This window comes from Tessaracoccus sp. O5.2 (genome assembly GCF_964266725.1).
Classification (GTDB): domain Bacteria; phylum Actinomycetota; class Actinomycetes; order Propionibacteriales; family Propionibacteriaceae; genus Arachnia; species Arachnia lapidicapta.
Window position 1 is genome coordinate 119,559 of the sequence record NZ_CAXWGV010000034.1, and the last position, 24,001, is coordinate 143,559.

At 71.2% G+C, this 24,001-nt stretch carries 18 protein-coding genes, 1 tRNA gene and 1 pseudogene; 9 read left to right on the plus strand and 11 right to left on the minus strand.

Going from position 1 to position 24,001, the window contains the following annotated elements; genetic code table 11:
* Positions 1–55: 55 nt before the first annotated feature.
* The 4 genes from ACFQPD_RS10695 (at position 56) to ACFQPD_RS10710 (ending at position 5,108) form a co-directional block, all read left to right on the plus strand.
* Positions 56–2,464 carry a transglycosylase domain-containing protein gene (locus ACFQPD_RS10695; protein WP_385900616.1) on the plus strand — a complete coding sequence of 803 codons (2,409 nt, stop codon included), beginning with the start codon at positions 56–58 and terminating at the stop codon, positions 2,462–2,464.
* Complete coding sequence (locus ACFQPD_RS10700) at positions 2,464–3,372, plus strand: metallophosphoesterase (protein WP_385900618.1); 909 nt, start codon at positions 2,464–2,466, stop codon at positions 3,370–3,372. Before ACFQPD_RS10695 ends, ACFQPD_RS10700 begins: the two co-directional genes overlap by 1 nt.
* A 45-nt stretch (positions 3,373–3,417) precedes the next feature.
* A tRNA-Pro gene (locus ACFQPD_RS10705) sits at positions 3,418–3,491 on the plus strand.
* Positions 3,492–3,668: 177 nt separating this feature from the next.
* Positions 3,669–5,108: an NAD-dependent succinate-semialdehyde dehydrogenase gene (locus ACFQPD_RS10710; RefSeq protein WP_385900620.1), complete on the plus strand. Its 1,440-nt coding sequence runs from the start codon at positions 3,669–3,671 to the stop codon at positions 5,106–5,108.
* A gap of 7 nt (positions 5,109–5,115) precedes the next feature.
* On the opposite strand, the gene ACFQPD_RS10715 is transcribed toward ACFQPD_RS10710, so the two are convergent.
* Entirely contained in the window at positions 5,116–5,727 is a 612-nt protein-coding gene (locus ACFQPD_RS10715; protein WP_385900621.1) for a hypothetical protein, read from the minus strand.
* Between the two features lie 131 nt (positions 5,728–5,858).
* On the opposite strand from ACFQPD_RS10715, the gene ACFQPD_RS10720 reads away from it, so the two are divergent.
* Positions 5,859–7,742, plus strand: a complete 1,884-nt coding sequence (locus ACFQPD_RS10720) for a phosphoenolpyruvate carboxykinase (GTP) (protein ID WP_385900623.1) — start codon at positions 5,859–5,861, stop codon at positions 7,740–7,742.
* Between the two features lie 14 nt (positions 7,743–7,756).
* Here ACFQPD_RS10720 and ACFQPD_RS10725 read toward each other — a convergent pair whose 3' ends face one another.
* Entirely contained in the window at positions 7,757–9,034 is a 1,278-nt protein-coding gene (locus ACFQPD_RS10725; protein ID WP_385900624.1) for a thymidine phosphorylase, read from the minus strand.
* Between the two features lie 193 nt (positions 9,035–9,227).
* Here ACFQPD_RS10725 and ACFQPD_RS10730 point away from each other — a divergent pair, with 193 nt between their 5' ends.
* From ACFQPD_RS10730 to ACFQPD_RS10740, 3 genes are read left to right on the plus strand one after another with little or no spacing between them, the layout of a single operon-like run.
* Positions 9,228–10,415 (plus strand): MFS transporter, encoded by a 1,188-nt coding sequence (locus tag ACFQPD_RS10730; protein WP_078920068.1) that lies wholly within the window; start codon positions 9,228–9,230, stop codon positions 10,413–10,415.
* An 18-nt stretch (positions 10,416–10,433) separates the two neighbouring features.
* Entirely contained in the window at positions 10,434–11,480 is a 1,047-nt protein-coding gene (locus ACFQPD_RS10735; RefSeq protein WP_385900625.1) for a Gfo/Idh/MocA family protein, read from the plus strand.
* Between the two features lie 7 nt (positions 11,481–11,487).
* Positions 11,488–12,294 (plus strand): HAD-IIA family hydrolase, encoded by an 807-nt coding sequence (locus tag ACFQPD_RS10740; RefSeq protein ID WP_385900627.1) that lies wholly within the window; start codon positions 11,488–11,490, stop codon positions 12,292–12,294.
* A 357-nt stretch (positions 12,295–12,651) separates the two neighbouring features.
* Here ACFQPD_RS10740 and ACFQPD_RS10745 read toward each other — a convergent pair whose 3' ends face one another.
* The 9 genes and pseudogenes from ACFQPD_RS10745 to pdxS form a co-directional block, all read right to left on the minus strand.
* Positions 12,652–14,367, minus strand: a complete 1,716-nt coding sequence (locus ACFQPD_RS10745; protein WP_385900628.1) for an NAD-dependent malic enzyme — start codon at positions 14,365–14,367, stop codon at positions 12,652–12,654.
* 45 nt (positions 14,368–14,412) lie between these two features.
* On the minus strand, positions 14,413–14,622 hold the full coding sequence (locus ACFQPD_RS10750; RefSeq protein ID WP_385900696.1) for a hypothetical protein: 210 nt from the start codon (positions 14,620–14,622) through the stop codon (positions 14,413–14,415).
* Positions 14,623–14,698: 76 nt separating this feature from the next.
* A pseudogene (locus tag ACFQPD_RS10755) lies at positions 14,699–15,361 on the minus strand (SulP family inorganic anion transporter); the annotation flags it as partial.
* 289 nt (positions 15,362–15,650) lie between these two features.
* Positions 15,651–16,472 carry an ABC transporter permease gene (locus ACFQPD_RS10760; protein ID WP_068749726.1) on the minus strand — a complete coding sequence of 274 codons (822 nt, stop codon included), beginning with the start codon at positions 16,470–16,472 and terminating at the stop codon, positions 15,651–15,653.
* The gene (locus ACFQPD_RS10765) at positions 16,469–17,311 is read right to left on the minus strand and encodes an ABC transporter permease (protein WP_385900629.1); all 843 of its coding nucleotides are present in this window, start codon (positions 17,309–17,311) and stop codon (positions 16,469–16,471) included. Before ACFQPD_RS10765 ends, ACFQPD_RS10760 begins: the two co-directional genes overlap by 4 nt.
* Complete coding sequence (locus ACFQPD_RS10770) at positions 17,308–18,243, minus strand: ABC transporter ATP-binding protein (RefSeq protein WP_385900631.1); 936 nt, start codon at positions 18,241–18,243, stop codon at positions 17,308–17,310. Before ACFQPD_RS10770 ends, ACFQPD_RS10765 begins: the two co-directional genes overlap by 4 nt.
* 525 nt (positions 18,244–18,768) lie before the next feature.
* Positions 18,769–20,808, minus strand: a complete 2,040-nt coding sequence (locus ACFQPD_RS10775) for a PhoX family protein (protein ID WP_385900633.1) — start codon at positions 20,806–20,808, stop codon at positions 18,769–18,771.
* A 175-nt stretch (positions 20,809–20,983) separates the two neighbouring features.
* Positions 20,984–21,649 (minus strand): pyridoxal 5'-phosphate synthase glutaminase subunit PdxT, encoded by a 666-nt coding sequence (gene pdxT, locus ACFQPD_RS10780; RefSeq protein ID WP_385900634.1) that lies wholly within the window; start codon positions 21,647–21,649, stop codon positions 20,984–20,986.
* Entirely contained in the window at positions 21,643–22,536 is an 894-nt protein-coding gene (gene pdxS, locus ACFQPD_RS10785; RefSeq protein WP_068749733.1) for a pyridoxal 5'-phosphate synthase lyase subunit PdxS, read from the minus strand. The genes pdxT and pdxS overlap by 7 nt, the downstream gene beginning before the upstream one ends.
* Positions 22,537–22,619: 83 nt before the next feature.
* On the opposite strand from pdxS, the gene ACFQPD_RS10790 reads away from it, so the two are divergent.
* A complete protein-coding gene (locus ACFQPD_RS10790) occupies positions 22,620–23,990 on the plus strand; it encodes a PLP-dependent aminotransferase family protein (RefSeq protein WP_385900636.1) in 1,371 nt (456 codons plus the stop codon).
* Positions 23,991–24,001 lie beyond the last annotated feature (11 nt).

Consider the following 24,001-nt stretch of genomic DNA (forward strand, 5'->3'; position numbering starts at 1 on the left):
ATGGCCCGGGCCCGCGTCCGGGGCGTCGTCGGCACCGTCACGTAGACTGGCGGGCATGAAGTCTGCCTCGCTCAGCCAGAAGGCGTACTCCGTCCTCATGTTCCTCGCCGTGAGCGTGCTGGCGGGGCTGCTCCTGTCAGGGCTGGCGGTGCCCTTCGCGGCCCTGGCGGGTGGCGGCGCCAAGATGGCGGCGGACTCACTGGAGTCCCTGCCGGCGGACTTTGAGACCCCGCCCCAGTCGGAGCGCTCCCGGATCCTCATGGCCAACGGCGAGGTGCTGGCGACCTTCTTCAACGAGAACCGGGTCTACGTCCCGCTGTCGGAGATCTCCCCGCTCATGCAGGACGCTCAGATCGCGATCGAGGATCACCGCTTCTACGACCACGGGGCCATCGACTTCCAGGGCTTCGGCCGCGCTGCCGTGAAGACCCTCACCGGAGACACCCAGGGCGCGTCCACCCTGACGCAGCAGTACGTCAAGCTCGTCCGCGTCGAGGCCGCGTCAGCCGCAGGTGACAAGGACGGCGTCCGCGAGGCGACCGAGGTCACCCTCGAGCGCAAGATCATCGAGGCGCGCTACGCGATGGCGCTGGAGGAGCGCCTCTCCAAGGACGAGATCCTGGAGCGCTACCTCAACATCGCCTACTACGGCGACGGCGCGTACGGCGTGGAGGCCGCGGCGCAGCACTACTGGGGCACGACGGCGAAGGATCTGACGCTGGAGCAGGCGGCGATGCTCGCGGGCCTCGTCCAGAACCCCGTGGCGCTCAACCCCGTCAAGAACACGGCCAAGGCGATCGAGCGCCGCAACGTCGTCCTCAACCGGATGGCCGAGCTCGGCATGATCAGCGCGGAGCGGGCGGCCGAGGCGAAGGCCGTCGCGTTCGACCCCGCCCAGGTGCGGCGCGTCCCCAACGGATGTACCGCGTCGCCCTACCCGTTCCTGTGCGACTACGTCCGCCGGACGCTCCTGAGCGACGCCATGCCGTCGATGGGCGACACGGTCGAGGAGCGCGAGAACCTGCTCAACCGCGGCGGGCTCACCATCCAGACCCTCATCAATCCCGACGCCCAGGCCGCGGCCGAGGCGGCGGTTGCCGACCTCATCGCGCCGACCGACCCCGTCCTCGCTGGAGCGGCGCTCATCGAACCGAAGACCGGCCTCATCGTCGCGCTGGCTCAGTCGCGGCCCAAGATGGGCACCGACGCCGGGGAGACGTACTACAACTACAACGTCGAACGCTCCATGGGCGGCGCCGAGGGGTACCAGGCCGGATCGACGTTCAAGACGTTCACGATGGCCGCCGCGCTCGACATGGGGATGACCCCGGAGCGCGAGTACAACGCGCCGGAGCAGCTACCGCTCAAAGGCATGACGTTCCGCAACTGCTCGGGGCCCTTCGAGTTCACGCAGGACCACACGGTCCGCAACTACGACCGCAGCTACGGGAGGATCGACATGGTGCGCGCGGCCGAGAACTCGGTCAACACCTACTTCCTGCAGCTCGAGGCCGACGCCGGCATCTGCGCCTCCATCGACATGGCCGCCGCCGTGGGCGTCAAGATGTCGACGGGGCAGGACCTCCGCATTTACCAGAACTCCCCATCGTTCGTGCTCGGCACGGCCGAGATCACGCCGCTGTCGATGGCCGAGGCCTACGCGACGTTCGCCAACCGCGGCGTGCACTGCACCCCGATCATCCTGCAGTCGGTCGTCACCAAGGATGGCGCCGAGCTGGCGGTGCCGCCCGCGGACTGCCAGCAGGTCATCCGCCCCGAGGTCGCCGACGGCGTCAACTACATCCTGCAGAACGTCGTCGCCGACGGCACGGGCCGCCCTGCGGCCCTGCGCGACGGCCGCCCGCAGGCGGGTAAGACCGGCACGATCAACGAGAACCAGGCCGTCTGGTTCGCCGGGTACACGCCCGAGATGGCCGGCGCCGCCTGGATCGCGATCGACAAGACGAACCCCTGGTACGAGACGAAGAAGAAGACGCTGAAGAACGTCCGGCTCCCGAGCGGCACGTATCTGCGCGGCACCGGCGGCGGTGACGCCGGACTCATCTGGAAGGCCGCGATGGCGTCGGCGCTGGCGGACAAGCCGAAGACCGACTTCACCGCCCCCACCAGCGAGATCCTCGAGGGCGTCAAGGTACGGCTGCCCGATGTCTCGGGCATGGGTTACAACGAGGCCAAGCGCACCTTGGAGGCGGCCGGCTTCCAGACTCAGCGGCAGGGTGTCTACTCGTCGCGCCGTGAGGGCACGTTCCTCGGGATCTCTCCGAGCGAGACGGCCGTGAAGTTCTCCACCATCCGGCTCAAGGTCTCCCTCGGCCCCAAGCCCGAGCCCAAGCCCAAGCCCCAGCCGGAACCGGAGCCGACCAAGGAGCCCGAGCCGCCCAAGGAGACCAAGCCCACCAAGCCTGCGGAGAGCAAGCCGCCGGCGGACGGAGACGGCGACTGATGCACCACGCCATCCGCCCCGTCGCGGCGACGCTGGCTGTCGGCGGGGCGTGCTTCGGCTGGGGGCTGGTCGAAGCCACCGCCTATACGGTGCGGCGGGTGGAGTTGCCCGTGCTGCCGGCCGGGGGTCGCGAGCTGAGGATCCTGCACGTCTCGGACGTCCACCTCATGACGTATCAGCGGCGGAAGCTGGCGTTCCTGCGGTCGCTCGCGGAGCTTGAGCCCGATCTGGTGCTCAACACGGGCGACAACATCGCGCAGCCGGAGGCCATCGAACCGCTGGTCACGGCCTGGGACGGGCTCCTCGCGGTGCCCGGGGCCTTCGTGTTCGGGTCCAATGACTATTTCCGGCCCCAGTTCCGCAATCCGGTCCGGTACTTGCTCGAGGGCAGGTCGCACGGGTCAGGGGCGCCCAAGTCCCCGACGCTGCCGTGGGAACAGCTGAGGGACCGGTTCGTCGGGCGCGGCTGGGTGGATCTCACCCACCGTCGGACGACGCTGGAGGTCGCGGGCTACCGCCTGGCGTTCCGCGGCGTCGACGACGCGCACCTCGGGCGCGACGACTACGCCACCGTCGCCGGTCCTGCCGATCCGACCGCGGACCTCAACATCGCGGTCACGCACGCGCCCTACCTGCGGCTGCTGGACGCCATGACCGCCGATGGGATGGACCTCATCGTCGCCGGCCACACGCACGGGGGCCAGGTCTGCGTGCCCGGGTACGGGGCGCTGATCACCAACTGCGACCTCGACACGGGTCGCGTGAAGGGCCTGTCGTCGCATCGCGCCGGGGGGCGCACCGCGCACCTGCACGTCTCCGCCGGCGTCGGGACGTCGCCCTTCGCGCCGTACCGGTTCGCTTGTCGCCCGGAGGTCACGCTGCTGACGCTGGTCCCGGTTTCGCCCTGACGACGCCGATGGGCTAGTATCTCCGTTGGCTCTTTCAGAGCCGATCGGGGTGTGGCGCAGCTTGGTAGCGCGCGTCGTTCGGGACGACGAGGCCGCAGGTTCAAATCCTGTCACCCCGACGAAGTCCGAGAGAAGTGAGCAAGCTCCCTTCCTCGGACTCGTTGCCTTCAGTGGGACTCGGAGCTTGTTCACGTCCGAGGCCGAGGAAGGGGTTGGAGGGACGAAGTCCCGGAACACCCCGACGCAGACCGAGACCGCCACCCTAAGCTGGTCGGACACCGACCTCGGGAGCGACGATGACCTGGACAGCGCTGCGGACCACGCACTACATCGGCGGACGTTTCACCGACGACGAGCCCACCCTCAGCATCGAGAACCCGGCCACCGGCGAGGAGTTGGCCAGGGTCGCCGACGCGGACGCCGCCACCGCCATGGCCTGCCTGGACGCCGCCGTCGAGGCCGCCCCCGACTGGGCGGCCACCGAGCCCCGCTTCCGGGGCGAGCTGCTGCGTGCGGCCTGGGCCCGCATCATGGAGCGGGCCGACGAGTTCGCCGAGACCATGACCCTGGAGATGGGCAAGCCGCTGGCCGAGGCCCGCGGCGAGGTGACATACGGGGCGGAGTTCCTGCGCTGGTTCGCCGAGGAGACTCCCCGCATCCACGGCCGCTACACCGTGGCGCCGGTCGGGGGCCAGCGGCTGCTCACGATGAAGCAGCCCATCGGTCCGGTCCTGGCGATCACCCCGTGGAACTTCCCGCTGGCGATGGCCACCCGGAAACTCGGCCCGGCCCTGGCCGCCGGCTGCACCGCGGTCCTGAAGCCGACTCAGCTGACGCCGCTCACCTCGTTGTTGCTGATGGACGTGTTCGACGAGGTCGGTGTGCCGGCGGGCGTGGTGAACTGCTTCGTGTCCTCGTCGGCCTCCGCCACCACCGCTCCGCTGATCGCCGATCCGCGGCTGCGGAAGCTGACGTTCACCGGATCGACCAGCGTGGGGGTCAGGCTGCTCGAACAGGCCGCCGTCAACGTGTTGAAGTGCTCCATGGAACTCGGCGGCAACGCGCCGTTCCTGGTGCTGCCGAGCGCGGACGTCGACCGAGCGGTCGAGGGCGCGATGGTCGCGAAGATGCGCAACATCGGTCAGGCGTGCACGGCCGCGAACCGGCTCATCGTCCACCGTGACCTCGCGGAGGAGTTCACGGCGAAGCTGGCTGCCCGCGTCGGGGCGCTCACGGTCGGTGACGGGATGGCCGACGGCGTCGACGTCGGCCCCCTGGTGTCGGCGGCGGCGCTGGACGACGTCGAGGCCATGGTGACGGAGGCGGTCGCCGACGGGGCGCGGGTCGTCGTCGGCGGGTCACGGGTCGACGGGCCGGGTCACTTCATGCGGCCCACCGTCCTGGCCGACGTCCCACCGTCGTCGCGTTGCATCCGCGAGGAGATCTTCGGGCCGGTGGCGCCCATCGTCACCGTCGACTCGGTGGACGAGGCCGTGGCGCTGGCCAACGACACCCGCTACGGGCTGATGAGCTACGTGTTCGCCGAGAACCTCGACGAGGCGCTCTCGACGGCCGAGCGGCTGGAGTCCGGCATGGTCGGGCTCAACTCCGGACTGGTGTCCAACCCGGCCGCGCCGTTCGGCGGCGTCAAGAGTTCCGGCCTCGGCCGGGAGGGCGGCCCGGAGGGCATCGAGGAGTTCCTCGAGATCAAGTACGTCGGGGTGTCACTGCGCTGAGTGGGCCTCAGTAGTCCCGCGCGGCGCCGACGTCGTCGAGGCAGCGCAGGCCGGGCACGCCCGGCGGGATGTCGTTCTGGGTCAGGTCGCGGCACGGCATCGCGTCCTGGAACGCCACGATGTAGTGCCAGCGGCCCTCGGTGATGCCCCACACGGTGCGCCTGTCGCCACAGGTGGTGGACTCGTCCCCGACGACGAACCCGTCCGGGTGGACGGCGCTCACCGACACGTGAGTGGTGACGCAGCCCGTCTCGTCGGCGTAACCGATCCGGACTCCGAGGAACTCCTGGAAGGACGCGGGTAGGCCGGCCGCCGCCTCGACGTCGGCCTTCGTCGACATCGCGGCCGTCACGGCGGTCCAGGGCCCGCCCTGCGGGGTGGGTTTGGCGACGGGGCTGAGCGTCGCCGTGGGCGCCAACTCCAGGGAGGGCTCCGGCTCTGCGGCCGTCTCCTCCGGCGCCGGCGAGGTCTCCAGCGGGGGAAGCGAGGTCGGCGCCACGATGCTGGCCGCACTTCCGGACGGTGTCGGAAGAGGAGCGGGGTCGTCCACGGCGGCTCCGCAGGCAGCCAGCAGCGCCACCGCGGCCAGGGCCGCGCCCGCCATCATCACATCGCGCACAGCCTCGACGGTACCAGCGACCCGAACGGCGCCGCCGCCGCCTCTCGCGCCGCAAAGAGGGCTAACGTGGGGGTGGGCGCCGCTCAACGACGACGCGCGTCCAGTAAGGCAGTGTCGCTTCGAGGAGACAAATGTCCACCGCCATAGATGTCCGCCGTACCCGCGTCGACCTTCCGACCACGGGCACGCCGCCCACGCACCCCCGCCTCCTGGCCTGGTTGGACGAGGTGGTGGATCTCTGCCAGCCGGATGCTATTCACTACTGCGACGGCTCCGAGGACGAGTGGTCCGCGCTGGTGGCCGAGTTGGAGGCCAAGGGCACCATCATCCGGCTCAACGCGGACCTCAAGCCGAATTCGATCCTCGCCCGCACCGACCCCGACGACGTGGCGCGCGTGGAGGACCAGACGTTCATCTGCTCCAAGGACGAGCGCAACGCCGGCCCCACCAACAACTGGATGGATCCGGACCAGATGCGGCGGATCATGACGCCGCTGTTCGACGGCGCCATGGCCGGCCGGACGATGTACGTGATCCCCTTCTGCATGGGCCACCTGGACGCGCCGGACCCGAAGTTCGGCGTCGAGGTGACCGATTCCGCCTACGTCGCGTTGTCGATGAAGATCATGACGCGCATGGGCGCCGAGGTGATGGCCCGCATGGAGGAGCGCGACGCGGACTTCGTGCCGGCCCTCCACTCCGTCGGCATGCCCCTGACCGGCTCGATGACCGACGTGCCGTGGCCGTGCAACGAGACCAAGTACATCGTCCACTTCACCGACGACCGGGTCATCTGGTCTTACGGCTCCGGGTACGGCGGCAACTCGCTGCTGGGGAAGAAGTGCTACGCCCTCAGGATCGCGTCGGTGATGGCCCGCGACGAGGGCTGGCTGGCCGAGCACATGCTGATCCTCAAACTCATCTCGCCCGAGGGCCGCGAGTACCACATCGCCGCCGCGTTCCCGTCGGCCTGCGGCAAGACCAACCTCGCCATGCTGGAGCCGACGGTCCCCGGCTGGCGGGTGGAGACGCTGGGCGACGACATCGCCTGGCTGCGGTTCGGCGCGGACGGCCGGCTGTACGCCACGAATCCCGAGACCGGGTTCTTCGGCGTCGCCCCCGGCACCAGCTATGCGACGAATCCGAACGCCATGCGCACCATCGAGGGCGGCAACTCGATCTTCACCAACGTCGCGCTCACCCCCGACGGGGACGTGTGGTGGGAGGGCATGACGGCCGAGAAGCCCGAGCAGGTCGTCGACTGGAAAGGCAGGCAGTGGCGCGGCGTCGGCGGGCCGGTCGGCGGGCGCCCGGACGAGAAGGCGGCGCACCCGAACAGCCGGTTCTGCACGCCGATCGAGCAGTGCCCGATCCTGTCCGACGACTACCACCGCCCCGAGGGCGTGCCCCTGGACGCGATCATCTTCGGCGGGCGCCGCGAGAACACCATCCCGCTCGTGACACAGTCCCGGGACTGGCAGCACGGCGTGTTCATGGGCGCCACCTGCTCGTCAGAGACGACGGCGGCCGCCTCCGGCGCCGTCGGGGTGCTGCGCCGGGACCCGATGGCCATGCTGCCGTTCATCGGCTACCACGTCGCGGACTACGTCCAGCACTGGATCAACATGGGGCGCCGCTCCGACGCGTCGGCGCTGCCGAAGATCTTCTACGTCAACTGGTTCCGCCGCGACGCCGACGGCCGCTTCATGTGGCCGGGCTTCGGGGAGAATTCGCGCGTCCTGAAGTGGGTCGCGGAGCGGGTCGACGTGAAGGTCGACGCGGTCGAGACGCCGATCGGCTATGTGCCGGCGCCGGGCGGCTTGGACGTCGACGGCCTCGACATCAGCGACGAGGACCTCGCCGGGGTCGTCGGATACACGGAGACCGAGTGGCGCGACGAGGTGCCGCGCATCGGCCGCTGGTTCGACACGTTCGGCTGGCGCCTGCCCCGCGAGATGGTCGACGAGCTGCGCGCGCTGGAGACGGCCTTCGGGAGGGCGCCGAGTCGGATGTGACCGCTGGCGGTTCGTCAGTCGAGCCGGCCGAGGATGAGCCCCGGCACCTCGACGGCGGCATCGCTGTAGTCGACGGCGCCGTCGAGCGCCGCCAGCGCCCGATCGAAGCGTTCAGGGGTCGCGGTATGGAGCGTGAACAGCGGCTGACCCGCGGCGACCCGGTCGCCGGGCTTGGCATGCATCTCAACGCCGGCGACCGCCTGCACATCGTCCTCCTTGCGGGCGCGACCCGCGCCGAGCCGCCACGCGGCCACGCCGACGGCGAACGCGTCCATCCGGCTGACGAATCCCCCGCGCTCGGCCACGACCGTGTGCCGATGCTCGGCCATCGGCAGCGGCGCGTCAGGGTCGCCGCCCTGAGCCGCGATCATCCGCCGCCACACGTCCATGGCGCGACCGTCCCGCAAGGCCGGGGCCGGGTCCACGTCCGGCTTGCCGGCGGCCGCCAACATTTCCCGGGCCAACGCCACCGTGAGCTCGACCACGTCCGCCGGGCCGCCGCCCGCGAGGACCTCGAGGGACTCCCGCACCTCCAGCGCGTTGCCGGCGGTGCGGCCCAGCGGGGTGTCCATCCCGGTGAGCAGGGCGACGGTGGTGACGCCCGCGTCCTTGCCGAGGTCCACCATCGTGCGGGCCAGTTCGGTGGCCTGGTCCAGTGACTTCATGAACGCACCCGAGCCCACCTTCACGTCCAGCACCAGGGCACCGGTGCCCTCGGCGATCTTCTTGCTCATGATGGAACTGGCGATCAGCGGGATGGCCTCGACGGTGCCGGTGGTGTCGCGCAGTGCGTAGAGCTTCTTGTCCGCCGGCGCGAGGCCGGACCCGGCGGCGCAGATGACCGCGCCGACGTCGTCGAGTTGGCGGAGGATCTCGTCGTTGCTGAGGTCCGCGCGCCAGCCCGGGATCGACTCGAGCTTGTCGAGCGTGCCACCCGTGTGCCCGAGTCCCCGGCCGGACAGCTGTGGCACCGCGACGTCGAACACCGCGACGAGAGGGGCCAGGGGCAGCGTGATCTTGTCCCCCACCCCGCCGGTCGAGTGCTTGTCCGCGGTCGGGCGGGTGAGCGACGAGAAGTCCATCCGCTCGCCCGAGGCGATCATCGCGGCGGTCCACCGGGCGATCTCGGCGCGATCCATGCCGCGCAGGAGGATGGCCATGGCCAGGGCCGACATCTGGTAGTCGGCGACCCCGCCGGTGGTGTACGCGGCGATCACCCAGTCGATCTCCGCGTCGGAGAGCCTGCCCCCGTCGCGCTTGGTCCGGATGAGGTCAACGACGTCGAAGTTCATGCGCCCCAGGCTACCGACGCCCCGCCCCACCGGCACGACACGCCGTCGAACTGTCCCCTCGACCGCCCCCACGCCGCCGGGCCCCGAGTTTGCCGGTCATTGGTGCTGCCGGGGCCGATCTGGCAGGATCGAAGCGCTCCAACCCCACCCGCCGCGCCGAGCGCGACGGCCCTCCTGCCCCTCGGAAGTACCCATGCCCAAGGAAGTCGTGCGCGCCCGCTGGGGCGTCATCCTGCTGTTCTGGCTCAACGGCGTCGCGTGGTCGTCGCTCCTCCCGCGCTATCCGGAGATCAAGGCCGCGCTGGAAGCGTCGAACACCGCGTTCGGCATCGCGGTCGGCCTGGGTCCGGTGGGTGGCCTGATCGCGGGGCTGTTCACCGCCCGGTTGGTGCGGAGGTTCTCGTCGGCGACGGTGGCGACAACGACCCTGCTGCTCGGCATCCTCATGCTCAACGCCGTCGCCAACGCGCCGACGCTGGCGCTCTTCGCCGCCTCGCTCGCGACGATGGCCGCGATGGACGCCATCACCGACATCTCCATGAACGCCCACGGGCTGCGGGTCCAGAAACTCTACGGCCGCACGATCCTCAACTCCTTCCACGGATGGTGGTCGATCGGCGCGGTGTGCGGCGGCATCCTCGGTTCAGCAGCCGCGCAGGTGGAGATGGCGCTGTGGTTGCAGGCCGTCGTGGCCGCCGTCGTGTTCGGCGGCATGGCGCTGTTCGCCCGCACCCTGCTGCTGCCGGGCAAGGACCAGGCGCCCGTCGACGAGGCCGCGGCCGAACTCCGCCCGCAGCGCCGCATCCCCGCCTCACTCTGGCTGCGGCTCATCGCGCTCGGCCTGCTCGGGGCGTCCGTCGGCCTGGTGGAGGAGAGCGCCGCGTCCTGGGGCGCGATCTACATGGACGGCATGTTCGAGGTCATGCCCTTCGTCGCCGGCCTGGCCTTCGTCGCGCTCCAGGGTGCCCAGATGATCGGCCGGTTCACCGGCGACGCCCTCGTCAACCGCATCGGCGCGCGCCCCGCGGTCACGCTGGGCGTGAGCGTGGCCGCGCTCGGGATGGGCCTGGCCGTCGCGTTCCCGCACCCGGCCTCCACCATCATCGGCTTCGCCTGCGCCGGATGGGGCATCGCGACCGGCATCCCGTCGGCCATGCACGCGGCCGACGAACTGCCCGGCATGGCGCACGGCTCCGGGCTGACGTTCGTGACCTGGCTCATGCGGCTGGGCTTCTTCGCGGGACCGCCGCTGATCGGCATCGTCGGCGACACCGTGAGCCTACGGTGGGCGCTCATCGTGGTGCCGATCACCGCCCTCGTCGCGCTCGCCCTCACCCCGGCGCTGACGCCGCCCCGGAACGCGCGGCCGACCGTCCTCTGAGGTGGTTGACTGGGCCCTATGACGTTCACGCTGCCCGTTTCCCGCACGCCCGACCCGATGGACGCTCCCCCGCTGCGGTGGGGCATGCTCGGCACCGGCTGGATCGCCGAACGCTTCGTCGAGGCGCTGCACGCGCACACCCGGCAGCGTGTGGTGGTCGTGGGGTCGCGGACCGCGGAGAAGGGCGCCGAGTTCGCCGCCCGGCACGGGATCGAGCGGAGCACCGTCGGCTACGAGGCGGTGGCGGCGGACCCGGAGGTGGACGTCGTCTACGTCGCGACCCCGCACAGCGAACACCGCGACAACGCCCTCCTGGCCATCGCCGCCGGCAAGCACGTGCTGGTGGAGAAGGCGTTCACGCGCAACCTGGCTGAGGCCACCGAGGTGGTCGACGCCGCCCGCGCGGCCGGGGTCGCGGCGATGGAGGCCATGTGGACCCGCTTCCTCCCCCACATGGACGTGGTGCGGCAGGTGCTCGCCGACGGCGCCCTCGGCGAGATCGAGACCGCGTTCGCCGACCACGGCCAGTGGTTCCCGAAGGACCCGGATTTCCGGCTGTTCGACCCCGCGAAGGCCGGCGGCGCGATGCTGGATCTCGGCGTCTACCCGGTGAGCTTCACCCACTTCGCCCTCGGCGCCCCCGGCCGCGCGCTGGCGGCAGGGACGACGGCGTTCACCGGCGTGGACCGGCAGATCTCGGCCGTGCTGACCGGATTCGAACGGCACCCGATGGCTCACGGCATCGTCACGACGACGCTGGCCGCCCTCACCCCCACCCTCGCCTTCGTCGCTGGCGACGAGGCGCGCCTCGACATCCCCGGCCCCTTCTACGGCCCGCAGCCGGTCACCGTGACCCGCCGCGACGGGGAGCGCGCCACCTCCGAGGCGGGCTCCATCCCCGGCCACGAGGGGCTGTGCTACCAGGCGGCGCACCTCGCCGCGCTGGTTGCCGAAGGCAGGCTCGAGTCCGACATCCTGCCACTCGACGAGACGCTGGCCGTCATGGCGACCATGGACGAGCTGCGCCGCCAGGTGGGCGTGTCGCTGCCGGGCGAGACCCTCTAGCACCGCGATGGCCCCGCGGCCGGGCGGTTGGTACGACGCCTACGTCCTGGACCTGGACGGCACCGTCGTGCTCGGCGACGACCTGCTACCCGGCGCCGCCCGGCTCATCAGCGAGGTCCGCGCGGCCGGGAGGTCAGTGCGGTTCCTGTCGAACAACGCGACCCGGGACCCCAGGGATATCCGGGCGCTCCTCGAGTCGCTCGGCCTGCCGACGGCCCTGGAGGACATCGCCAACACCATCGTCACCACCACCCGCTGGCTGCTCGACCACCACCCTGGCGCGGCGCTGTTTGTCGTCGGCGAGGAGCCGCTCAAGCGCGCGCTCCGGGAGGCCGGGTTCAGCCTGACCGACGACCCCGCCGAGATCGACATCGTCGTGGCGTCCTACGACCGCACCTTCGACTACCGCAAGCTGCAGATCGCCTTCGATGCGCTGTGGTTCCACAAGCGCGCGATCCTCATCCAGACCAACCCGGACCGGTTCTGCCCGTATCCCGGGGGTCGCGGCGAGCCGGACTGCGCGGCGATCACGGCTGCCATCGAGGCCTGCACCGGCGTGGCATGCTCCGCCAGCCTGGGCAAGCCCTCCCCCGTCATGCTGGAGGCGGCACTGGGCGGCCTCGGGCTGGAGGTGTCGCGGTGTCTGATGGTCGGCGACCGGCTGCACACCGACATCGCGATGGCGGTCGCGGCGGGCATGCCGTCGGCTCTGGTCCTGACCGGGGAGTCGACGCGCGACGACGTCGCGGCGCTGCCGGAGGACCAGCGTCCCACCTACGTCGTCGAGCGGATCGACCAGCTCCTCCCCTCCTGACCTTCCGCGAGTCAGGCCGGGAAGACCTAGCCGAATGAGACCCCCTCAGAGCAGCCCCCGAGATCTCCGTTACCCCTCAGAGTCAACGCGATTGCTTGCCCGGTGCAGTCACAACCCTTCGAGACGGGCCACGCCGCTTCGCGGACGGCCCTCCTCAGGGAGCGGAGGGGGACGGGCCACGCCGCTTCGCGGACGGTCCTCCTCAGGGAGCGGAGGGATCACGCCGCTTGGGCGGAGGGACCCACCCTCGATCCCTGAGGATCCCGCGTCGCGAAGCGACCGCGGGATGTCTCGAAGGGTCGAAACCCATGGCCTACCGCGAGGGTGGGGGACGGCAGGGCGGCACCCCCAGCGGACCTAACCGAGAACGAGTTCGGGGTAGACCGGCTGCCACATGCGGTCGAACACGTCCTGGACCGGGTTCTCCAGCTCGACGCCCGCGACGCCGTCCTCGGCCGCGGCCCTCGCCACCGCGATCGCGACGGTCGCGGACACCCGCCTCAGATCCCCGATCCGGGGCAGCAGCGGGGCGCCCGGCGCGCGCAGATGCACGAGCGACGCGACGGCCCTCGCCGCGGCCGCGATCATCCGGTCCGTCACGCGGCTCGCCCGGCACACGGCCACCCCGAGTCCCAGCCCGGGGAACACCAGCGCGTTGTTGGCCTGCGCCACGTGATAGACCGCCTCGTCCCGGACGACCGGGTCGAACGGCGAGCCGGTGGCCAGCAGCGCCGCCCCGTCGGTCCAGTCGAGGACGTCCGACGGCGTGGCCTCGGCCAGCGTCGTCGGGTTCGACAGCGGCATGACGATGGGCCGGGACACGTGGGCCGCCATGTCGCGGATGATCGGCTCCGAGAACGCGCCCGGCTGTCCGGACGTGCCGATGAGGATCGTCGGATGCACGTTGCGCACCACGTCGGCCAGCGTGACGCGGCCGCGGTCGTCGGTGTCCCACGCGGCCACCTCGTCGGGGCGCCTCGCGTAGGGGCGCTGGAAGTCGCGCACCCCGGCGGAGTCCTCCAGGATGAGGCCGCGGCTGTTGAGGCACCAGAACCTGTCGTGCGCCTCCTGCTCGGACAGCCCCGACTCGACCATCATGTCGCGGCACAGGTCCGCGATGCCGATGCCGGCCGTTCCGGCGCCGTGGATGACGATGCGCTGGTCGCGCAGCCGCTCCCCCAGACCCTTGATGGCCGCCAGCGCGGCGGCGCTGACCACGGCGGCGGTGCCCTGCACGTCGTCGTTGAAGGTGCAGATGCGGTCGCGGTACCGGGTCAGGATCGTGTGGGCGTTGGCGGCCCCGAAGTCCTCCCAGTGGATCATGGCGTGCGGGTAGAGCTGCTGCGCGGCCGCGACGAAGGCCTCGATGAACTCGTCGTAGCGCCGGCCCCGGACCCGCGCGTGCCGCAGCCCCGGGTACAGGTCGTCGTTGAGCAGCCCCAGGTTGTCGGTGCCGACGTCGAGGCCGACGGCGAGCATGCGGTCCGGGTCGACGCCTGCGCCGGCGGTGTAGAGGCTCTTCTTACCGTGGCAGATCTGGATTCCGCCCACACCCTGGTCCCCGATGCCGAGGATGCCCTCCGAGTCGGTGACGATGATGATGTCGACGTCGTCCGCGCCCCTCCCGCTGGCCTCGAGCGACTGCTCGATGGTGTCGGGGGCGTCGATGGACAGGAACACGCCGGTCAGGCGGGTGAACTGGTGACTGAACTGCTCGATGGCGTCACCGATCGTCGGGGTGTAGACGATCGGCATGATCTCCTCGAGGTGCTCGCTGAGCAGCCGGTAGAAGAGCACGGTGTTGCGGTCGCGCAGGGCCGTCAGCCGCCGGTACTTGGCCATCGGCGTGCGGGCGTCGAGGAACTGCTCGTAGGCGCGGTGCAGCTGGGCGTCGATGGGCGTGATGCCCGTCGGCAGCAGCCCGACGAGCCCCAGTTGTTCACGCTCCTCGTGCGTGAAGGCGGTGCCACGGTTGAGTCGCGGGGTCCACAGGATGTCTCCGCCGCGGATATTGACCTTGACCCGGGAGCCATGGTTGCCGGGAAGGACCTCGTAACGTCGCTGTTCGGTCACAGCGGCCACGCTACTCCGACCACGGTGGCCGGCGACGGCGGGGCATCAGACCCGCGACGCCAGGTCCCGCTCGACGCGGGTGACGGCCTCGGAGAGTTCCCGCACGTGGCAGTCCTCGTCGAAGGCCCGCATGAGGCGACAGGTCCGTAGCTGCGACTCGGTCATGCCCTGCACCACGAACACGATGTCGCGGGCCCGCAGCTGCCGGGCCACCGCCTTGATGGCATCTGCCCCGGACGCGTCCAGGATGCGCATGCGGTGGCAGCGCAGGATCACGGCCTGGGTCGCCTCGTCCACGGCGGTGGGTGAGCGTCCGCACGAGCCGGAGGTTGATCATGCGCCCAGCCGTGACCAGCAGCACGCCGCCGAGCGCCGCCATGGGGATCCGCGACACCAAGGGCCCGAGCAGCAGCATCACGAGCAGCAGCACGACGGCGTGGGAAACCGACGCCAGCCGGGTGCGGGCCCCCGACCGCACGTTGACGGCGGTGCGGGCGATGGCGCCGGTGGCGACCACGATCGCGATCAGCGACAGCGGGAGGTGCCGGAAGAACCGGTGGCCCACGAGGTGCAGCGCGATGACGCCGGCCGCGACCACCAGTGGCTGCCAGGCACGGGTCCAGTCCGTGGCGCCGAGCGTCAGCCACGACGACACCAGCGTCGACTCCGCCTCACCGCGTTCAGTGCCGAGGATCAGCGGGAGCTGCTGCAGCCCGATGATGACGCCGATGCCGATGGTGAATCCCTCGACGACCGAGACCGGGATGAATTCGACGGCCCGTCCGACCGCCGTCAGCGCCATGGCGATGACGAGGAGGCCGGCCAGGATGGCCAGCAGCGGCACGGTGGCGACGCCGTGCTTGGCGGTCACCGGGAGCAGCACGACGGTCATGGCGCCCGTCGGCCCGGACACCTGCAGGTGGCTGCCGCCGAACACCGCCGCGACGACGCCGGCCACGATGGCGGTGACGAGCCCTGCCGCGGCGCCCACTCCCGGAAGCGACCCCGAAGCCGAGCGCCAACGGCAGGGCCACGACGCCGACCGTCACGCCGGCGAGCAGGTCCTTGGCCCAGGAGGAGCGCAGCCCCGTGTAATCGCGCCGCGTCGGCCACAGGCCGGCGACGCTGATGAGGTGCTGGCCGACGAGGGAGCGGTAGTGCTCCACGGCCTCTCGGGGGGTGAGCCTCGTCGCTTCGATCCTGAAGTCCCTGTTGCCCACGTGCACCCCTTCCTCCGACAGGGTACGCCTGTGGGCACCCGGCTCCGGACGCGGGGCGGGGCCTCAGCGCAGGAAGAGGGCGCGCAGGCGCAGCGTCGCGACGGTGGTGCCGATCACGATCATCACCGCGAAGTAGCCCAGGTGACCCCAGATCGAGGGCTGGATCAGCCCCGTCGTCAGCTGCCGCACCATGTCGACGGCGTGCCACAGCGGCATGGCCATGATCGCCCACTGCACCGACTCCGGGTAGACGGAGATCGGGAAGAAGGTCGCCGAGAGCAGGAACATCGGCAGCATGACGAAGTAGACGATGTCGAGGTGCTGGAACGACTTCATGTAGCTGGTGGCCGCCAATCCGACGGCGGCGAACCCGAAGGCCACCATCAGCGCCGCCGGGATCGCCAGCACGGCCGTCCAGGCCAGGTTCAGGCCCAGCGCCGTCGTGACGACCATGAAACCGCAGGCGTACAGCAGGCCGCGGAAGAGGGCCATGATGATCTCGCCGAGCGCCACGTCCATCGGCCCGAGCGACGTTGACAACATCTGGTCGTACAGCTTGCCGTAGCGCATGCGGAAGAAGACGTTCATCGTCGAGTCGTACAGGGCTCCGTTCATGGCGGAGACCGCCATGAGGGCCGGAGCGATGTACGCCGCGTAGGGCACGTCGCGGCCGTAGAAGTCGACGGTGCCGATGAGGGCGCCCAGCCCGAGGCCCATCGACAGCAGGTAGAACACGGGCTCGAAGAAACCCGTCAGCACGATGAGCCAGTTGTTGCGGGCGATGACGCGCATGCCGCGGGCCACGACGGATCGGGTGTTGCCGCCGTAGAGGCCTCTGAGGGGCGCGGGCACCCGGGGCGCCCGCGCGCGCAGTCCGACGCTCATTCGTCGAGCCTCCGGCGGAACGTCCTGATCGACGACCATGCGCCCACGGCCGCCACCAGGAGGAGGACACCGACGTGCGTGGCGACCCGGGCCGCCGATAGCACGTGCCCGTACATGGCCCAGCGGCCCAGCTCGGCGGCGTGCCACAGCGGGGAGATCCACCCGATCGGCTGGAGGTATCCAGGGAGCGTGTCGAGGGGGAAGTAGGTGCCGGAGAACAGCGTCAGCGGCACGACGACGAACCGCTCGATGAACGACAGCTGGCCCCGGTCGTCCTTCTGGGTGGCCACCCAGGCCATGACGGCGAAGCCGAACGCCCCCGACAACAGCAGCCCCACGGGGAGCAGCGCCAGCGCGCGCAGCGGGTCCGCGATCCCGAACAGCACCAGCGCCGCCAGGTAGAACGCGATGACCGGCACCACGCGCAGCAGCGCCGCCACCTGCACCCCGACCGCCATCTGGGCCGGGCTGATGGGCGTCAGACGCATCGCGGTGAAGGTGTTGAACCACTTGAAGCCACCGAACACGCCGTAGGTGTTCTCCTGCGACGACGTGAGCATCACCGTCGACATCACGAGAGCCGGCGCGATGAACGTGAGGTACGGCACTCCCTCGATGCCGGAGCCGCCGTCGACGAGGACCCCGAGGCCGGCGCCCAGCCCCAGAAGGTAGACGACCGGCGAACCGATGCCGGTGACGAGGAGCGTCACGAGATAGCGGCGCATCCGGTGGAGATGGTGTTCGACGACCGCCCACCAGCCCCATCGCGCGACGACGCGATGGTCGGCGGCCATGCTGCGGTCGACGACCGGTGCGTGAGTGGTGAGGCGCGCGCTCACTCGATCAGGCTCCGTCCGGTGAGGCGGAGGAAGACGTCCTCGAGCGACGACCGCCTGACAAGGGATGTGACCGGGTCCAGCCCGCGTTCGAGCACGGCCTGGAGCGCGTGCTCACCGTTGTCGGCGTACACCAGGACCCGGTCCGGCAGCACCTCATGCCGGTCCCCGATCCCCGCCAGCTGGGCAGCCGCGTCGGCGTTGCGGCCGGAGCCGAACCGCACCTCGAGCACTTCGCGGGTGGAGTAGTGCCTGATGAGCGACGACGGGCTGCCCTCGGCGACGATCCGCCCCTTGTCGATGACCACGAGCCGATCGCACAACTGCTCCGCCTCGTCCATGAAATGGGTGGTGACGACCAGCGTCACCCCCTCCTCCTTGAGCCGGAACAGCCGATCCCAGAGGATGTGGCGGGCCTGGGGGTCGAGGCCGGTCGTGGGCTCGTCGAGGAGCATGATCCGGGGGTTGTTGATCAGTCCGCGGGCGATGGTGAGACGGCGCTTCATGCCACCGGACAGGCCGTCGACCCGGGCGGTTCGCTTCTCCCTCAGCTGCGCGAAGTCGAGGAGCTCTTCGGCGCGCTGCTTGACGTAGGAGCGCGGCAGCCCGAAGTAGCGGCCATACACGGTGAGGTTGTCGATGACGCGCAGTTCCTCGTCGAGTAGGTCCCCCTGCGGAACGATGCCGAGCTGCGCGCGGATCTCGGGACCGTGCCGGTTGGTGTCGAGGCCGAGGACGGTCAGTTCGCCGTCGGTGCGGGTCGACGTCGCGGCGATCATGCGCATGGTCGTGGACTTGCCCGCCCCGTTCGGGCCGAGGAACCCGAACGACTCCCCGCGGGCAATCTCGAAATCGATCCCATCCACCGCGGTGAGGGTGCCGTAGCGCTTCGTGAGCGCCCGGGCGGTGATCACTGGCTCCGTCACCCGTGCCACACTACGACACCCCACCGCCGATTCCTCCGGCCTGGCATCGTCGCGCACGAAGATGCCGCCAGTGGAAGGCACCCGCCCAGATCCCTGAGGAAGCCCGCCGCCGACGGCGCGCCCCCCCGATCCCTGAGGACGCCCACCGCCGCAGCCGCACCCCCGATCCCTGAGGAAGCCCACCGCCGCAGGCGCACCCCCCGACCCCTGAGGAAGCCCACCGCCGCAGGCGCACCCCCGATCCCTGAGGAAGCCCACCGCCGACGGCGCGTGGGCTGTCTCGAAGGGTCGTGACGCAACCTCCACGCCAGACAGAGCCAGACCCACAACCCTTCGAGACGGCCGACGGTCGCTACGCGACGCCGACCTCCTCAGGGACCGGAGACAGACGGCCGACGGTCGCTACGCGACGCCGACCTCCCCAGGGACCGGAGACAGACGGCCGACGGTCGCTACGCGACGCCGACCTCCTCAGGGACCGGAGACAGACGGCCGACTGTCGCTACGCGACGCCGACCTCCTCAGGGGAGGATGTCACCTCCGCGAGCGGTTGCCCGACGTGCGGGTCACCTGGACGATGCTCGGACGCGGGGCGGCGACCTTGTCGCCCGCCTGGACCCGGCCGTCGGTCAGCTGGTCCGGGAAGTGCGACGTGTGGGCGCCCCATTCGCCGTCCTCTCCCGGGTGCTGCACGGCGACGAACACCGACTGGTCCTGGTCGTGGATGACCGGGCCACAGGTCTCAGCGTCGACGGGGACCGCGAGGAACTGCTGGACGCGGCCACGCTCCGGGCCGGTGAGCGTCACCTTGTGCAGGGCATCGCTGAGGCCGAGGGTGCCGGGCTGCCCGTCGGTCGAGATCCAGAGGGTGCCCTCCGAGTCAAACGCCAGGTTGTCCGGGCAGCTGATCGGCGACACCTTGTCCTTCGGGAAGCCCGCGAAGTAGGCCGAGACCGAGGACTCCGGATCGCCGCACAGCAGCAGGATGCTCCAGGTGAAGGTCGCGGCGGCGGCGTCGTCGTCGGACTCCGTCAGCTCGATGACGTGACCGTCGCGGTTCGCGGTGACGGGGTTGGCCTCGTCGACGGCGGTGCGTCGGCTGTTGTTCGTCAGCGCCAGGTACACCTTGCCGGTGACCGGGTTGGGCTCGACGTCCTCGGGCCGGTCCATCGGGGTGGCGCCGACCTTGTCCGCCGCGAGGCGCGTGAACACGAGCACCTCCTCCGCGCTCATGCCGGGAACGTGGGAGTCGGAACCGCTCACCAGCGGGATCCACTCGCCGGTGCCGTCGAACGCCCCGTCGGCCGGGAGAGCACCGGTGCCGGTGATCTCGGCCTGCGGCGAGTTGCCGGAGAAGCGCGCGACGTACAACGTGCCGTCCTGCAGCAGCGTCATGTTGTGCGCCCGGTCACCCTCGCGGTACGTGCCCGACGAGACGAACTTGTAGACGTAGTCGTGACGTTCGTCGTCGCCCATGTAGACCACCGCGTGGCCGGACGGGGACAGCGCGACGGCGCCGGCCTCGTGCTTGAAGCGGCCCAGCGCGGTGTGCTTGACCGGCGTCGACGTCGGGTCCTCGGGGTCCACCTCGACGATCCAGCCGAAGCGGTTGGCCTCGTTCGCGTAGCCGGGTTTGGTGAGGTCGAAGCGGTCGTAGTGGAGCTCCCACCCGCGGCTCGTGGCCCGGGCGCCGATCCCGTAGCGCCCTTCCTCGGCCGAGCCGGTGCCGCGGAAGTACTGGTTGAAGTTCTCCTCACCGGACAGGACGGTCCCCCAGGGGGTGGTGCCGCCGGCGCAGTTGTTGAGGGTGCCCAGGACCCGCGTGCCGGTGGGATCCTCGACGGTCTTGAGCAGATCGGAGCCCGCCGCCGGGCCGCTCACGGTGAACTCGGTGAAGCCGGTGATGCGCCGGTTGCGACGGCCGCCGCGCACGTAGCGCCAGACGTCGCCCTCCTTGTCGCGGGCGAGGTCGACGATGGAGAGCCCATGCGCGGCGAGGGCGGCGTCGACGACGTCCTTGGCGTTCGATGCCCGGTATTCCGGGGCGAACATGATGTTCTCGTTGGTGTACTCGTGGCTCGTCACCAGGAAGCCGGACCGGTCGTTGCGGCCGTCGGAGATGATGTTGAGGTAGTCGCAGTTGTAGCCGAACTGCGTGCTCTGGGTGGCGCCGGTCTGGGCGGTGATGTCGAACTCGGGCGCGTCGTCGAACAGCGGGTCGCCCCACCGGATGATCGGGTCCCAGCGGTAGCCCTCGGGCACCGTGACCGTGTCGACGGTGCGGGCCGTGGGCGCGATCGCCGTGAAGGGGAGCTTGCCGCCGCCGCGGGGCGGGTTGCCGTAGTCAGCGGCGGCGGGCTGGCCGGCCCAGCCGACGACGATCGCGCCGGTGACGCCCGCGCCTGCACCGAGCGCGGCACGGCGGGAGAACACCCCGCTCACGATGTCGCGGAACGACTCGGTCCCGGACGTGTTGGGGGCGGGGTGCGCGCAGGCGCTGCCGCACTTGAGTTCGCAGGTGACGGCGGATCGGTTGCCGCGGGTGTGGCCGAGCATCGGAAGCAGGCGCTTCATTGTCAGTCTCCTCAGGGGTCGGTGGACTCCCCCATCCAAGGCCACGTGGGCGGCGAGGTCCCCAACCTTCGGGTGACTGTTGGGTGAACGTTTGGCGAACCCGCCTGGGGTGCCGGTCGGCGCCGGGGGCCGCCCTGGCCAGCACGAATGACAGGCGAACTCGGGTGTCGCGGCCCTATGAGGGCTCGACGGCGGAGTTCGACGGCGTGTCGTGCAGGTCAGCGCCGGCGAGCCAGAGGCGATGGAGCGTCGCGTCGGGGACCAGCTCGGGGTGGAACGTGCACGCCACCACCGGACCCTGCCGGACCGCGACCGGTTCGCCGTCGCGGACCGCCAGCACCTCGACGCCAGGCCCGACGCGCTCGATGCGCGGCGCCCGGATGAACACGCCCCGCATCCGACCATCGGTCGGGTCGGCCCCGGTCCCGGAGGCGAGCTGACCGTCGGTCGTCGCGGACACCGTCAGGTCCACGTCCCACTCGCCCGAGGCGAGCTGCCCCCCGAACGCGTTGCGGCGCACGGTCACGTCCAGCCCACCGACGGTGGGCAGTCCGGCGAGCGCAGCCGGGTCCGCCACCTCGTCGGCGAGCAGGATGAGCCCCGCACACGTCCCCAGGGCCGGCATCCCCGCGTCGATGCGCGCCCGGACCGCCCCCAGGAGGCCGCTGCCGCGCGCAAGCCGCGCGATCGCCGTCGACTCCCCGCCGGGGATGACCAGGCCGGCCAGGCCGTCGAGGTCGTCGGTCCGCCGGACGCGCCGCGTGTGGCAGCCGAGACCGGCGAGGACCGCCTCGTGTTCGCGGACGGCCCCCTGCAGCGCGAGAACGCCGACCGTCACCATCCGCGCTCGGCGAGCCGGTGGGGGGCCGGCACGTCGGCGACGTTGATGCCCACCATCGCCTCGCCCAGTCCCCGCGACACCGCCGCGATGACCTCCGCGTCGTCGAAGTGCGTGGTCGCCTCGACGATGGCCTTGGCCCGCTTGGCGGGGTTGCCGGACTTGAAGATGCCGGACCCGACGAACACGCCGTCGGCGCCGAGCTGCATCATCATCGCGGCGTCCGCGGGCGTGGCGACGCCGCCGGCGACGAACAGCACGACGGGGAGCTTGCCATCGCGCGCGACCCGCCGCACGAGTTCGTAGGGGGCGGCCAGTTCCTTCGCGGCGACGAAGAGCTCGTCGTCGGTGCGGGACGCGAGGGCCCGGATCTCGCCCAGGATCGTGCGCAGGTGCCGCATGGCCTCCGACACGTCGCCCGTGCCCGCCTCGCCCTTGCTGCGGATCATGGACGCGCCCTCGGTGATGCGCCGGAGGGCCTCACCGAGGTTGGTGGCCCCGCACACGAACGGCACGCGGAACCGGGTCTTGTCGATGTGGTTGACGTAGTCGGCCGGGGACAGCACCTCAGACTCGTCGATGTAGTCCACCCCGAGCGCCTCCAGCACCTGCGCCTCGACGAAGTGGCCGATCCGCGCCTTCGCCATGACGGGGATCGACACGGCGTCGATGATGCCGTCGATGAGGTCGGGGTCGCTCATCCGCGCCACTCCGCCCTGGGCCCGGATGTCCGCCGGCACGCGCTCCAGCGCCATGACGGCGACGGCGCCCGCCTCCTCCGCGATGCGGGCCTGCTCGGGGGTGACGACGTCCATGATGACGCCGCCCTTGAGCATCTCGGCGAGGCCGGTGTTGACGAGGGAGCGGTCGGCAGCGAGTTCTACAGTCATGCAGTCGATCCTTGCCCCGCACACTGGACCAGACAAGAGCCAGATACAGGTGCATTCTAGTGGTCCAGTTGTACTCTGGGGTGATGCACGACGCGCTCGCCACGGTGACCCTGGACCGGGCCACGGGGTCAGCCCCGCTGCCCACGCAGATCGCTGCGGCGCTGCGGGCGCTCGTGGCCACGGGAGCGCTGGCCTCCGGCGACGCGGTGCCGTCGAGCCGCGCGGCAGCCCGCACGCTGTCGGTCTCGCGCGGCACCGTCACCGCCGCCTACGACCAGCTCGTGGCCGAGGGCTACCTGGTCGCGCGGGACCGCTCGGGTTACCGCGTCGCACCTCGCCTGGTGGCCACAGCGCCCCGGACGGAGCTCGGTGCCCTGGGGCGCGCAGCACCGCGCCGCGCGCACGCCGACTTCACGGCCGGGGCCGAGCCGGAGCGGCCCCTCGACGACGCGGCGTGGCGCAGCGCGCTGCGGGCCGCCGTCGCCCCCGGGGGTCCGCAGCTCGAGGACGCCGTCGCGCAGCACCTGCGCCTCGTCCGGGCCATGGCGGTGCCCGCGGCGACCGTCGTCGTCACCGCGGGAGCCAGGGCGGGGCTCGCGCTGCTGTTGGGCGTGGCGGCACGCCGGTCCGGCCGGACGCCCCGGGTCGCCGTGGAGAGCCCCGGGTTCCCGGGGCTGCGGCGCGTGCTGGAGGCGCTCGCCGTCGACGTGATCCCGGTCCCGGTGCGGGAGGGCGGGATGGACGCTGCGGCGCTGGACGCCGCGCTGCCGCTCGACCTCGTCGTCGTGACCCCGAACCACCAGTTCCCATCCGGCACCTCGATGCCCGTCGCCGCCCGGCAGGCGCTCATCGCGTGGGCGACCCGCAGCGGGGTGCTGCTGGTCGAGGACGACTACGACTCCGAGTACCGGCACCTGGGCCCGCCTCTGCCCCCGCTGTGGAGCCTGGCGCCGGACCGGGTCGCGCACCTCGGCACGTTCTCGGCCGTCCTCGGCCGTGACGTGGGAACCGGGTACCTGCTGGTCCCGCCGTCCTGGGCCGAAGACCTGTCGGCGGCGCGGCAGGCCCTCGGTGCGGGCGTCGCCCCCCTGCTGCAGCGGGCCCTCGCCCGCTACCTCCAGGCGGGCGGCCTCAAGCGGCGCCTCGGGCGCGCGCGGCGTCGCTCGTCCGCCGCGGCCGAGGCCGTGGCGGGGCATCTCGACGCGCTGCGGGCCGCGGCCGGGGTGACGTCGGTCACCGACAGCGGGCACCTGCTGGTGCTCGAGATGGGGCCGGCGGAGGCGGCCTGCGTCCGCGAGGCCTGCGCGGCCGCGGGGCTCCGGGTCGCGGACCTCGCGGAAGGCTGGGCGGGCGGGCCGGGGCGCAGCGGCGTCCTGCTCAACTACGGGGGCCGCACGCCGGAGGAGGCGACCTCCGCCGTCGCGACGCTCCTGCGCGCGCTCGCGCCCAGATGACCGGGCAGGCC

Bases quoted from the DNA above. Each gene is read 5' to 3' on its own strand.
- ACFQPD_RS10695 (WP_385900616.1), top strand. From the start codon at position 56: ATGAAGTCTGCCTCGCTCAGCCAGAAGGCGTACTCCGTCCTCATGTTC.
- ACFQPD_RS10700 (WP_385900618.1), top strand. From the start codon at position 2,464: ATGCACCACGCCATCCGCCCCGTCGCGGCGACGCTGGCTGTCGGCGGG.
- ACFQPD_RS10710 (WP_385900620.1), top strand. From the start codon at position 3,669: ATGACCTGGACAGCGCTGCGGACCACGCACTACATCGGCGGACGTTTC.
- ACFQPD_RS10720 (WP_385900623.1), top strand. From the start codon at position 5,859: ATGTCCACCGCCATAGATGTCCGCCGTACCCGCGTCGACCTTCCGACC.
- ACFQPD_RS10725 (WP_385900624.1), bottom strand. From the start codon at position 9,034: ATGAACTTCGACGTCGTTGACCTCATCCGGACCAAGCGCGACGGGGGC.
- ACFQPD_RS10730 (WP_078920068.1), top strand. From the start codon at position 9,228: ATGCCCAAGGAAGTCGTGCGCGCCCGCTGGGGCGTCATCCTGCTGTTC.
- ACFQPD_RS10735 (WP_385900625.1), top strand. From the start codon at position 10,434: ATGACGTTCACGCTGCCCGTTTCCCGCACGCCCGACCCGATGGACGCT.
- ACFQPD_RS10740 (WP_385900627.1), top strand. From the start codon at position 11,488: ATGGCCCCGCGGCCGGGCGGTTGGTACGACGCCTACGTCCTGGACCTG.
- ACFQPD_RS10750 (WP_385900696.1), bottom strand. From the start codon at position 14,622: ATGCGCATCCTGGACGCGTCCGGGGCAGATGCCATCAAGGCGGTGGCC.
- ACFQPD_RS10760 (WP_068749726.1), bottom strand. From the start codon at position 16,472: ATGAGCGTCGGACTGCGCGCGCGGGCGCCCCGGGTGCCCGCGCCCCTC.
- ACFQPD_RS10775 (WP_385900633.1), bottom strand. From the start codon at position 20,808: ATGAAGCGCCTGCTTCCGATGCTCGGCCACACCCGCGGCAACCGATCC.
- pdxT (WP_385900634.1), bottom strand. From the start codon at position 21,649: ATGGTGACGGTCGGCGTTCTCGCGCTGCAGGGGGCCGTCCGCGAACAC.
- pdxS (WP_068749733.1), bottom strand. From the start codon at position 22,536: ATGACTGTAGAACTCGCTGCCGACCGCTCCCTCGTCAACACCGGCCTC.
- ACFQPD_RS10790 (WP_385900636.1), top strand. From the start codon at position 22,620: ATGCACGACGCGCTCGCCACGGTGACCCTGGACCGGGCCACGGGGTCA.